Source organism: Spongiactinospora rosea (assembly GCF_003315795.1).
Lineage (GTDB): Bacteria > Actinomycetota > Actinomycetes > Streptosporangiales > Streptosporangiaceae > Spongiactinospora > Spongiactinospora rosea.
Map to the genome: position 1 here is coordinate 88,320 of NZ_QMEY01000032.1, position 10,545 is coordinate 98,864.

Annotated in this window: 12 protein-coding genes; 6 read left to right on the plus strand and 6 right to left on the minus strand. The window is 71.5% G+C overall.

Annotation, left to right across the window (positions count from 1 at the left end; all coding sequences use genetic code 11):
* The first annotated feature begins 112 nt into the window (after positions 1-112).
* Both DP939_RS40390 and DP939_RS40395 read left to right on the plus strand, forming a co-directional pair.
* The gene (locus DP939_RS40390) at positions 113-1,453 is read left to right on the plus strand and encodes a pentapeptide repeat-containing protein (RefSeq protein ID WP_113986125.1); all 1,341 of its coding nucleotides are present in this window, start codon (positions 113-115) and stop codon (positions 1,451-1,453) included.
* A gap of 74 nt (positions 1,454-1,527) precedes the next feature.
* Positions 1,528-2,169 (plus strand): class I SAM-dependent methyltransferase, encoded by a 642-nt coding sequence (locus DP939_RS40395; RefSeq protein ID WP_199565732.1) that lies wholly within the window; start codon positions 1,528-1,530, stop codon positions 2,167-2,169.
* On the opposite strand, the gene DP939_RS45715 is transcribed toward DP939_RS40395, so the two are convergent.
* Positions 2,166-2,873, minus strand: coding sequence for an RAD23 family protein (locus DP939_RS45715; protein ID WP_147268332.1), 708 nt, complete (start codon positions 2,871-2,873; stop codon positions 2,166-2,168). The genes DP939_RS40395 and DP939_RS45715 overlap by 4 nt on opposite strands.
* Positions 2,874-2,991: 118 nt before the next feature.
* Here DP939_RS45715 and DP939_RS40410 point away from each other — a divergent pair, with 118 nt between their 5' ends.
* Complete coding sequence (locus DP939_RS40410) at positions 2,992-3,879, plus strand: HhH-GPD family protein (protein WP_113986128.1); 888 nt, start codon at positions 2,992-2,994, stop codon at positions 3,877-3,879.
* On the opposite strand, the gene DP939_RS40415 is transcribed toward DP939_RS40410, so the two are convergent.
* Both DP939_RS40415 and DP939_RS40420 read right to left on the minus strand, forming a co-directional pair.
* Complete coding sequence (locus DP939_RS40415) at positions 3,846-4,478, minus strand: TetR/AcrR family transcriptional regulator (protein WP_113986129.1); 633 nt, start codon at positions 4,476-4,478, stop codon at positions 3,846-3,848. The genes DP939_RS40410 and DP939_RS40415 overlap by 34 nt on opposite strands.
* A 25-nt stretch (positions 4,479-4,503) precedes the next feature.
* Positions 4,504-4,962, minus strand: a complete 459-nt coding sequence (locus DP939_RS40420) for a hypothetical protein (protein WP_113986130.1) — start codon at positions 4,960-4,962, stop codon at positions 4,504-4,506.
* A 98-nt stretch (positions 4,963-5,060) separates the two neighbouring features.
* On the opposite strand from DP939_RS40420, the gene DP939_RS40425 reads away from it, so the two are divergent.
* Positions 5,061-5,462, plus strand: a complete 402-nt coding sequence (locus DP939_RS40425; protein ID WP_113986131.1) for a RidA family protein — start codon at positions 5,061-5,063, stop codon at positions 5,460-5,462.
* On the opposite strand, the gene DP939_RS40430 is transcribed toward DP939_RS40425, so the two are convergent.
* Entirely contained in the window at positions 5,455-5,748 is a 294-nt protein-coding gene (locus DP939_RS40430) for an ArsR/SmtB family transcription factor (RefSeq protein ID WP_199565733.1), read from the minus strand. The genes DP939_RS40425 and DP939_RS40430 overlap by 8 nt on opposite strands.
* A gap of 116 nt (positions 5,749-5,864) precedes the next feature.
* Here DP939_RS40430 and DP939_RS40435 point away from each other — a divergent pair, with 116 nt between their 5' ends.
* Together DP939_RS40435 and DP939_RS40440 are read left to right on the plus strand one after the other, a co-directional pair.
* Positions 5,865-6,788 (plus strand): alpha/beta fold hydrolase, encoded by a 924-nt coding sequence (locus DP939_RS40435; protein ID WP_113986133.1) that lies wholly within the window; start codon positions 5,865-5,867, stop codon positions 6,786-6,788.
* Between the two features lie 106 nt (positions 6,789-6,894).
* Positions 6,895-7,206, plus strand: coding sequence for a hypothetical protein (locus DP939_RS40440; protein ID WP_113986134.1), 312 nt, complete (start codon positions 6,895-6,897; stop codon positions 7,204-7,206).
* Between the two features lie 92 nt (positions 7,207-7,298).
* Here DP939_RS40440 and DP939_RS40445 read toward each other — a convergent pair whose 3' ends face one another.
* The gene (locus DP939_RS40445) at positions 7,299-8,249 is read right to left on the minus strand and encodes a sugar phosphate isomerase/epimerase family protein (protein ID WP_113986135.1); all 951 of its coding nucleotides are present in this window, start codon (positions 8,247-8,249) and stop codon (positions 7,299-7,301) included.
* 363 nt (positions 8,250-8,612) lie between these two features.
* On the minus strand, positions 8,613-10,545 hold a 1,933-nt coding region (locus tag DP939_RS40450), incomplete at its 5' end, for an ATP-dependent Clp protease ATP-binding subunit (protein WP_147268333.1).

Consider the following 10,545-nt stretch of genomic DNA (forward strand, 5'->3'; position numbering starts at 1 on the left):
GCCGGTCGATAACCGGCGGTGCGCCGGGCGCCCCGATGGTGAATTGCCACCATGATCGGCAAATCCATCACCCGGGCCGCCGGTCCTCGTGCACCGTGAACCTGTGCGACTCATGCGTGATCCCGCGAAACTGGCCCTGACGGTGGCCGGGCTCGTGTTCCTCACCGGGCTGGTGTGGGTGCTCGGTCCCGGCGCGCTGTGGGTGCTGGAGCACATCGACGGCGTCGGAGGGCTGGCCGGCAAGGACCTGGCGGCGGCGATCGACGCGACGCGCGGCCGGGCGCTGACCGTGGCCACCGGTACGGCGGCGCTGGTCGCCGTCTACTACACCGCCCGCAACGCCGACACCGCCCGCCGTACGTTCCAGCTCGGCGAGCGCGGCCACGACACCGACCGGTACGGCAAGGCGGCCGAGCAGCTCGGCCACGCCCAGGCCCCGGTACGGCTGGCCGGCCTGTACGCGCTGGAACGGCTGGCCCAGAACAACCCCGCCCTGCGGCAGACGATCGCGGACGTGATCAGCGCCTACCTCCGGATGCCCTACCACCCGCCCCGGGAGGAGGAACGGCTGCGCAGGATCCGCGCCGCGCAGCGCGCCTACCACGCCCGCCTGGCCCGCCGCCCGGCTCCCACACAGGGCCGCGACCCGCACGAGGAACGGCAGGTCCGGCTCACCGCCCAGCGCATCCTCGCCGACCACCTGCGCCCCCACGTACTGCCGCCGCGAGGCCGCCGGGCCCGCGCGGCCACGCCGGCCGACCGCTTCTGGCCCGGCATCCGCCTTGACCTCACCGGGGCCACCCTCATCGACTTCGACTTCCAGGACTGCCGCGCGACGTCGGCCAGGTTCAGTGACGCGCTGTTCTGGGGCGACGCGGTGTTCCGCGGGGCCCGGTTCGAGCAGGAGGCGGAGTTCGGCGCGGCGGAGTTCACGGGCCCGGCGAGGTTCGGCGGGGCGGAGTTCGGCGGCCGGGCCGGGTTCGGCGACGTGGCGTTCCACGACGACGCCGAGTTCGGCGGGGCCGAGTTCCTGGACAACGCCTGGTTCGGCAAGGCGCGGTTCAGCGGCGACGCGGGGTTCGGCGGGGCCGGGTTCGCCGGGGGCGCGGGGTTCGCCGAGGCGGAGTTCGGCGGGCGGGCCGCGTTCGGCGAGGCGAAGTTCGCGGGCCGGGCGGACTTCCAGGGGGCGATGTTCTCGGGGTCGGCCCGGTTCGGCAAGGCCGGGTTCGCGCAGAGCGCGGAGTTCGGCGGCGCGGTGTTCACCGGCCGCACCGACTTCGAGGAGGCGGAGTTCGTGCGCGCGGCGGGGTTCGGGGCGGCGACGTTGCTGAGCGACGCGCGGTTCCAGGTACGGCGGGGCGTGGAGCAGGCGGCCACGGACGGCGTGGGGCCGATGTCCACGGCGCATCGCTCGCCGGAGCCCCTGCCGGAGGAGGAGCGCGGGCAGGTGTGATAACCAGGTGGCCTGGTGGGCCTGGAGGGGCAGAATTGATACTCCGACCTGGTTCGCCCGAGGGGAGAGATGTGATGGCATTGGGCAAGGCGCTGCACGAACACGCCGACCACGGCGGCACGATCGACCGGCCGCGCGCCTACGAGATCGTGTCCCGGGCCGGCTTCCTCGGACGGCGGCGCGAGATGTTCACCCGGCTGGCGTCCCTGGCCGGGGTCCGCCCCGGGCACCGGGTGCTCGACGTGGGCTGCGGCACCGGCTACCTGAGCCGGATCATCGCGCCGGTCGCCGGGGCCGGCGGGCACGTGACCGGCATCGACCCGTCCGCCGCGATGATCGGCCACGCCCGCGACCGGGCCCCCGCCAACTGCTCCTACCAGGTGGGCGAGGGCCAGGCGCTCGACTTTCCCGACGCCTCCTTCGACGTGGTGGTCTCCAGCCTGGCCGTGCACCACATCCCGGCGGACGCCCGTCCGGCCGCCGCGCGGGAGATGTTCCGGGTGCTGCGGCCCGGCGGGCGGGTGCTGATCGCCGAGTCCAGGCCGCCGGCCAATCCGCTGCTGGCCCGGCTCGCCGGGCCGCTGTTCGGTGCGGCCATGCGGCACGACCCGCGCGACCTGCTGGCCGGCCTGCTGCCCGGCGCGGGCTTCACGGTCGAGGACGACGGCGAGCTGCCGATCATGCTCTACTACGTGCGGGGCGTCCGCCCGGCCTAGCGGAGGTGGAAGACGGCCTTGGGGGGGCTCTGCAGGTCATCGGCGTAGACGGCGGCCACGTAGGTGCCGGGGCGCGCCCCCGGCCGGGCCGTGCCGCAACGGCCGCCCGAGCGGTGCCGGTCCCACTCGACGGGACGCACGTAGGGGATGCCCCGCTCCAGGCGCTTGATCTCGACGCCGTCGCCGCTGATGCAGTCGGAGGTCGACCAGATCCGGTCCGCGCCGGAGGTGATCCTGATCTCCAGGGCGCGCGGCCCGACATCGGTCTTGCACATCACGTCGCCGGTGTTGACCAGCGTCACCACGAATTTCGGCCGGGTGCCGCCCGGATAGACCTGCTGCTCGCCCTGGAGGTTCAGCACGAGGTCGCTCCTGGCGCACGGGTCGCCGGGGCGGGTGGCGGGGGTGGTCGCGGCCTCGGGTGACAGCGTGGGAGCGGGGGTCGGGGACGGCTTCTGCTCCTTGCGCGCCCCCGGGGTCGCGTACGGGCCCGGCCGCGGGCTGGCCTGGAGCGCCGCGAGCGGGTCCGGGCCGGTGGGCGTGGCCCGCGCGGCCGGCGGCTGGTGGGCGTCCGATGTCCTCGAACAGGCCCAGGCCACCACGGCGACGATGATGAGGACGGCGACGAGCAGCGCCATTCTGCGGCGCCAGTAAATCTCGGGATCCACCTCATGGAGATCGTCGCGGAACGCGTCCGGATCCATACACTCAGTATGCGGAATCGTTGCCGGTGGACGGCAACCTGGGCGTTGACCAGGCGTTTCAACGTCAATCCCGCACAACCCGGGCTTCTGGCCGGGGAGGCTGCGCTAGGTTCGACGGGTGGCCGAGCCCAATCCCCTGCGCGAGCCGTTGCTGGACTGGTACGCCGAGCATGCCCGCGACCTGCCCTGGCGGCGTGCGGACGCCACGCCCTGGGGCGTCCTGGTCAGCGAGATCATGCTCCAGCAGACCCCGGTGGCCCGCGTGCTGCCCGTCTGGGCGCAGTGGCTGGCCCGCTGGCCCGCCCCGGCCGATCTGGCGGCCGAGCCGCCCGGCGAGGCGGTACGCGCCTGGGGCCGGCTCGGCTACCCGCGCCGCGCCCTCAACCTGCACGCCTGCGCCCGCGCCATCACCGCCGAGCACGGCGGCGAGGTGCCCGCCGACCACGACACGCTGCGCGCGCTGCCCGGCATCGGCGAGTACACCGCCGCCGCCGTGGCCAGCTTCGCGTTCGGCGGGCGGCACGCCGTACTGGACACCAACGTGCGGCGCGTCCTGGCGCGGGCGATGCGCGGCGAGGAGTACCCGCCCAAGGCCACCACCGCCGCCGAACGCGCCCTCGCCACCCGGCTGCTTCCCGCGCACGACGCCCCCACCTGGGGCGTCGCCGTCATGGAGCTGGGCGCGCTGGTCTGCACGGCCCGCGCGCCGCGCTGCGCGGACTGCCCGATCGCCGCGCTGTGCCGGTGGCGGCTCGCGGGCCGCCCGCCGCACGAGGGCCCGGCCCGCAAGGGCCAGACGTACGCGGGCACCGACCGGCAGTGCCGGGGCAGGCTGCTGGCCGTACTGCGCGGCTCGCACGACCCGGTGCCCAAGGCGGCCCTGGACGCCGTGTGGTCCGACCCCATCCAGCGCGAACGCGCCCTCGACGGCCTGGTCCACGACGGCCTGGCCGAAGCCCTCCCCGACGGCACCTACCGCCTCCCGCTGGCCGTCGTCTCCGAGTGAGGCCCCCCGGGGGCGGCGAGGGACCCGATGTGCCGGGCGAGGGCCCGCCGAGCCCAGGAGGGGTCGGCGGCGGCCCCCTCGTAGATCAGGTGGGCGGCCAGGCCGTCGATGAGGGCGTGCAGCCGGGCGGCCTCCAGCTCGCGGTCCGCGCCGGGGTCCAGGTCGGTGCCGTTGTCCAGTTGGGCGATCATCCAGCGGGCGCTCTCGCGCATCCGCAGGTGCGCCTCGTCGCGGGGCACGCGCAGCTTCGGGTCGGCGTTGGCGGCGGTGAACAGCGCCAGGTAGACCTCCATCTCGGCGCGGCGGTCGCGGTCCAGCGGCAGCAGCTCGGCCGCCACCGCCTGTACCGTCGCCACGGCCGTCGGCCCCGGCGGCAGCGCCGTGACGCGGGCCGTGGCCCGCTCGATGACCAGCTTCAGCGCGAACACCAGCAGCTCGGAGTGGGTGGGGAAGATGTGGCGCAGCGACCCGGTGGACTGCCCGGCCTCGGCGGCGATCGTACGGACGGACGCGCCGGACACGCCATCTCGGACGATCACCCGCCAGGTCGCCTCGGCGAGCCGTTCGCGGCGTTCGTTGTGGTCGATGAGTCTGGGCACGTTCGTTCTTAGCACGCCCCGGCCATCATGACGCCTTGGACCGGGCCGCCGCGAAGTACTCCCGCACCCGCCTCGGCCACCACAGCAGCGCGAACATCACGACGTGCAGCGCGTCGGAGGCGATCACCGCCCACAGGTACTCGCTCCCCGCGGCGGCCGAGACAAGGCTGGCGAGCGAGGCGAACACCAGGTAGCCGCTGAACGCGACACGCGCCCAGGTGCGGCCTTTGCGCAGTTTGAGGACCAGCCAGAGGGTGAGGACGATGTCCAGGGCGTGCAGGCCGCCTGAGTAGATGTGCGCGCCCGCGACGGCGAAGTCCAGGTGGGCGGGATCCAGCGACGGGTTGTTCCGCATGATCGAGCGGGCCACGGCGTCGCCGTTGAGCAGCATCTGCACCGGCAGCGCGACGAGCACGGCGATGTAGACGACGAGCAGGCGGGCCAGCAGGCGCAGCTCCGGGGGTTCAGGTACGGGGAAGGTCACCCGCCCGACGTTACTAATACACTCGTGTTAATACAAACCGTGATCAACAACTCCTCCTTTTGGACATATCGCCGGTGGTGCTGTGAGGATGCGGTGCCATGACGACAGCACGCACATTGATCAGCAGTGGATCGGCGTTCGAGGAGCGGATCGGGTACTCGCGCGCGGTCGTGGTCGATGGATGGGTCCATGTGTCCGGTACGACGGGCTTCGACTACCGCACGATGACGATCTCCGAGGACGTGGTGGAACAGGCGCGGCAGTGCCTGCGCAACATCGGGGAGGCGCTGCGCGAGGCGGGCGGCACGCTCGCCGACGTGGTGCGGGTGACGTACATGCTGCCCGACCCCGCCGACTTCGAGCCGTGCTGGCCGACGCTGCGCGAGCACTTCGGCGACATCCGCCCGGCCGCCACGATGATCTCCTGCCGCCTGGCGGACCCGCGGATGCGCATCGAGATCGAGGTCACCGCCCGGCTGGGCGGCGGGCGGGCTACCTGAGCACGATGTCGAGCAGGCCGGGGAAGCGGGCGTCCAGGTCGGCGCGGCGGAGGGTGAGGTAGAGCTTGCGACCGGCCCGGCGCTGGCGGATCACCCCGCTCTCGCGCAGGGTCCGCCAGTGGTGGGTCATGCTCGACTTGGGCACATCGGGCCGGATCTCGCCACAGAACCGCTCCTCGCCGGAGGCCAGCGCGCGGGCGGCCGCCAGGCGCACCGGATGCCCGAGGGCGGCGAGCACGTCGGCGAGTTCGATCTCTTCGGCGGCGGGATGGTGCAGTACGGCCACAGGACCACTGTACGTGATTCTCGTACGACCGGCTTGACACCCTGCGTTCGATTGTACGAACATCTCGTACTGTCATTCATACGAGATTTCCGTACAGTCGAACGACAGGGGATGCCATGTCCGCGAACGACTCTCTCGGCGACGAAGCCCTCGCGCGCTCGCTGCCGGGCACGTTCACCAGCCGGCACGCCGAGGTGAACGGCGTGCGGCTGCACTACGTCGAGGGCGGCGGCGGTGAGCCGCTGCTGCTGCTCGGCGGCTGGCCGCAGACGTGGTGGCAGTGGAACAAGGTCATGCCCGACCTGGCCCGCCGCTACCGGGTGATCGCCGTGGACCTGCGCGGCATGGGCGGCTCCGGCAAGCCCGCCGGCGGCTACGACAAGAAGACGATGGCGGCCGACATCCACGCCCTCGTCCGCCATCTGGGCCTGACGACCGTCAACATCGCGGGCCACGACATCGGGGCCATGGTCGCGTACGCCCACGCGGCCAACCACCCCGAGGCCACCACCAAGATCGCACTCCTGGACGTCGCCCACCCCGACGAGTCGTGGTCCGCCATGCGCCTGCTCCCCGGGCCCGACCAGCACGTCGACTCGGTCATCGAGGCGGGCGCCCGCTCCTACCTGTGGTGGTTCGCCTTCAACCAGGTACGCGGCCTGCCGGAGAAGCTGCTTGAGGGCCGCCACCGGCTGCTGGGCGACTGGCTGTTCGACCGCCAGTCCGACGACCCGGGCTTCATCGACGAGCGGTCCCGCGAGGTCTACGCGCGCGCGTACTCCACCGCCGACGCGATCCGCGCGGGCAACGGGTGGTACCAGACCTTCAACCGCGACATCGAGGACGAACGCGGCTACGGACGCGTCACCGCCCCGATGCTCGTGCTCGGCGGCGACCGCAGCAACTACGCCAATCTGCGTGACACCATGCCCGCCAAGGGCACCGACGTGCAGGTCGTCAAGGTGGCCGACTGTGGTCACTACATCCCGGAGGAGCGCCCCCAGGTGGTCATCGACGCCCTGACCGCCTTCCTGGGCTGAACTCTCCCCGTGCAGGGTGACAGCATCCTCTCGTAACGGTAAGTAGTGATTCGATCACACAACGTGCATGATCGATCGAGCAGGTTCCCCCCACCTAGGAGCGATCATGTACATGACCATCGTGCGCCGCCTGGCCGTCGGGTTCGTCGCCGGCGCCGCGGCCGTGAGCGCGTTCGCGCTGCCCGCCGGGGCCGCGTCAGCGGACCCATGGGACGAGCTCCCCAGCAGCGAGCAGATCGAGCAGGAGGCCATCGCCCGCGGCGAGGGCTGTGTGGACGGCAGCGGCGTCAAGCAACCCATCGGCACCACGCGTACCGCCACGCTGAGCCAGGGCTGGCTGGTGACCCAGCGCTGCGGGGCCGGTTCGCTGGGCGGCATCGACTGGATCGACAACCCGTCGAGCGTCCGCCCGGCCTGACCCCGCAGGGGCCCGTGAGCGGGCCCTCAGGAGCGCTCAAGGGCGGCCGACCGTGGGGGCCGCTCTTGAGTCCCGGGCCACGGGTGAGCAGGTCAGGCGGCGAGCTGGAGGCCCAGCGAGCTGAGGTTGCGGCGGGCCCAGTCCAGCTCCTCGGCGAGGGCGGAGACCAGCGCGCCCGGCCCCTTGCCCCGGAGCGGCACCGCGAGGTCGTGGGTCTCGACCTCGACGTGCGCGGTCCCGGCCACGGTGCCCGACAGCATCGCGGTCAGCGTGTCCTCAAGCACCGAACGCGTGGTCGGCAGCTCGCCCCGCGCCTGCCCCGCGTGGTCGTGTACGTGGCTGAGCTTGACCACCGGCGCTCCGGCCCGGGCCAGCTCGCGCAGCGCCGTACCGGGCTCCTCGGGGCCGTCGGCGAGGTGGCAGGCGTCCAGGCAGACGCCCAGGTGCTCGGAGTCGATGCCGCCGACGCGCTGGAGGGCCTGCTCGGTGGTCTCCAGCACGCACCCGGGCCACGGCTCGAAGCCGACGCGGATGGTCTTGCCGGTCACGCTGTACAGGCCGCGCAGTTCGCGGGAGAGGCGTTCGAGCCGCTGGGACGCTATGGCGTGCAGGTCGGCCGGCCAGTCGCGGCGCCAGCCGATCGGGATGGTGGAGATGCTGCCGAACTCCACGTCGTCGGGCAGCAGGAACGCGAGGATCTTGGCCAGCGCCATCGTGTAGCGGTAGCGCTCGGGCTTGGCCCAGTCGGGGCCGGGCGACTCCTGGTTGCGACCGCCCGTGCCGTTGAGGCTGACGACCTCCAGGCCGCGCTCCTCCAGCGACCGGCGCAGCCGGACCAGCTCGATGCGGTCGGCGATGAGATGGTCGGCCACGCTGGGGGCGAGCCACAGGCCGACGCCCATCCGCTCCACCCCGAGCCGCTTGCGCACGGGCATCGCGTAGCGGGTGAGGTGGGCGATCAGGTTTTCCAGGTCTTCAGCGGGGTGAACACCGGCGTTGTAAGCCAGGTGAACGAGCGTGCCGTCGTCGTGGCGCATGCGCATCCGGTGCCTCCAGCGTGCTACGTGTGTGAAGCGCTTCCCGCCGCCCGTCGCAGGGCCGGGCGGGAATCCCCTCCCTGCCGAATTCGGCTGGGTCTGCCCGAGCATGCCCCCCGGTATGCGGGTTTCGCGTCACCCCTGGAGCCCATTGCGGACTACGTCGCAGGGGTGACCTCCGGGGCCGACGCCACACTACGGGTGACCACTTGTGAGCCACTGGGAGCAGACTTGGCCGTATTCGCTCTACGCAGTGTAGTACTACATCTGGTGGCGCGATACCAGGTACCCCGCAAAAGATGCCCGCACATGCGAGACCCCGCGTGGCGGTGCCACGCGGGGTCTCGAACGGGTCGATCGACCTGCGGCTCAGCGCTGGCCGGCTTCGACGATCGCCGCGGCCGAGTCGGGCACCAGCGATGCCGGCGCCGCCTCGCCCACGAAGGTGAACTTGGCGTTCTCGCCCTCGCCCTCGACGGCGATCTTGACGATCTGGCCGGGGCGCAGCTCGCCGTACAGGATCTTCTCCGACAGGGAGTCCTCCAGCTCGCGCTGGATGGTCCGCCGCAGCGGCCGGGCGCCCATCACCGGGTCGTAGCCCCGGTCGGCCAGCAACTGCTTGGCCTCCTGGGTGAGCTCCAGGCCCATGTCGCGGTCCTTCAGGCGCTCGGCGACCTGGTTGAGCATCAGGTCGACGATCTGGATGATCTCCTTCGGGGTGAGCTGGTGGAACACCACCGTGTCATCGACACGGTTCAGGAACTCCGGCCGGAAGTGCTGCTTCAGCTCCTCCTGCACCTTCGCCTTCATCCGGTCGTAGTTGCTCTCCGCGTCGTTGTTACGCGCGAACCCGACCCCGATGCCCTTGGAGATGTCCCGCGTGCCCAGGTTGGTGGTCATGATGATCACCGTGTTCTTGAAGTCGACCACCCGGCCCTGAGCATCGGTCAGCCGGCCGTCCTCCAGAATCTGCAGCAGCGAGTTGAAGATGTCCGGATGCGCCTTCTCGATCTCGTCGAACAGCACCACCGAGAACGGCTTGCGGCGCACCTTCTCGGTGAGCTGGCCGCCCTCCTCATACCCGACATAGCCGGGGGGAGAGCCGAACAGCCGCGAGACCGTGTGCTTCTCCATGAACTCCGACATGTCCAGCATGATCAGCGCGTCTTCGTCGCCGAACAGGAACTCCGCCAGCGCCTTGGACAGCTCGGTCTTACCCACACCGGACGGACCGGCGAAGATGAACGACCCACCCGGACGCCGCGGGTCCTTCAGCCCGGCGCGAGTGCGCCGGATCGACCGGGACAGGCCCTTGATCGCGTCGTCCTGGCCGATGATCCGCTTGTGCAGCTCGTCTTCCATCCGCAGCAGCCGCTGCGACTCCTCCTCGGTGAGCTTGAACACCGGGATGCCGGTCGCCGTCGCCAGAACCTCGGCGATCAGCTCCTCGGTGACCTCGGCCACGACGTCCATGTCGCCGGCCTTCCACTCCTTCTCCCGGCGCTCACGCTTGAGCTGGAGCTGCTTTTCCTGGTCGCGCAGCGCGGCGGCCTTCTCGAAGTCCTGCGCGTCGATCGCGGACTCCTTGTCGCGCCGCACGTTGGCGATCTTCTCGTCGTACTCCCGCAGGTCCGGCGGCGCGGTCATCCGCCGGATGCGCATCCGCGAACCGGCCTCGTCGATCAGGTCGATCGCCTTGTCCGGCAGGAACCGGTCGCTGATGTAGCGGTCGGCGAGCTGGGCGGCGGCCACGAGCGCGCCGTCGGTGATCGACACGCGGTGGTGCGCCTCGTAGCGGTCGCGCAGGCCCTTCAGGATCTCGATCGTGTGGCTGAGGCTGGGCTCGGCCACCTGGATCGGCTGGAACCGGCGCTCAAGCGCCGCGTCCTTCTCCAGGTGCTTGCGGTACTCGTCGAGCGTGGTCGCACCGATGGTCTGCAGCTCGCCGCGGGCCAGCATCGGCTTGAGGATGCTGGCGGCGTCGATCGCGCCCTCCGCGGCGCCCGCGCCGACCAGGGTGTGCAACTCGTCGATGAACAGGATGATGTCACCGCGGGTGCGGATCTCCTTGAGCACCTTCTTCAGGCGCTCCTCGAAGTCACCGCGGTAACGCGACCCGGCCACCAGGGCGCCCAGATCGAGGGTGTAGAGCTGCTTGTCCTTCAGCGTCTCGGGCACCTCGCCCTTGACGATCTTCTGGGACAGCCCCTCGACCACGGCGGTCTTGCCCACGCCGGGCTCGCCCACCAGGACCGGGTTGTTCTTGGTACGGCGGGACAGCACCTGCATGACCCGCTCGATC

Bases quoted from the DNA above. Each gene is read 5' to 3' on its own strand.
- DP939_RS40390 (WP_113986125.1), top strand. From the start codon at position 113: ATGCGTGATCCCGCGAAACTGGCCCTGACGGTGGCCGGGCTCGTGTTC.
- DP939_RS40395 (WP_199565732.1), top strand. From the start codon at position 1,528: ATGGCATTGGGCAAGGCGCTGCACGAACACGCCGACCACGGCGGCACG.
- DP939_RS45715 (WP_147268332.1), bottom strand. From the start codon at position 2,873: ATGGATCCGGACGCGTTCCGCGACGATCTCCATGAGGTGGATCCCGAG.
- DP939_RS40425 (WP_113986131.1), top strand. From the start codon at position 5,061: ATGACGACAGCACGCACATTGATCAGCAGTGGATCGGCGTTCGAGGAG.
- DP939_RS40435 (WP_113986133.1), top strand. From the start codon at position 5,865: ATGTCCGCGAACGACTCTCTCGGCGACGAAGCCCTCGCGCGCTCGCTG.
- DP939_RS40440 (WP_113986134.1), top strand. From the start codon at position 6,895: ATGTACATGACCATCGTGCGCCGCCTGGCCGTCGGGTTCGTCGCCGGC.
- DP939_RS40445 (WP_113986135.1), bottom strand. From the start codon at position 8,249: ATGCGCATGCGCCACGACGACGGCACGCTCGTTCACCTGGCTTACAAC.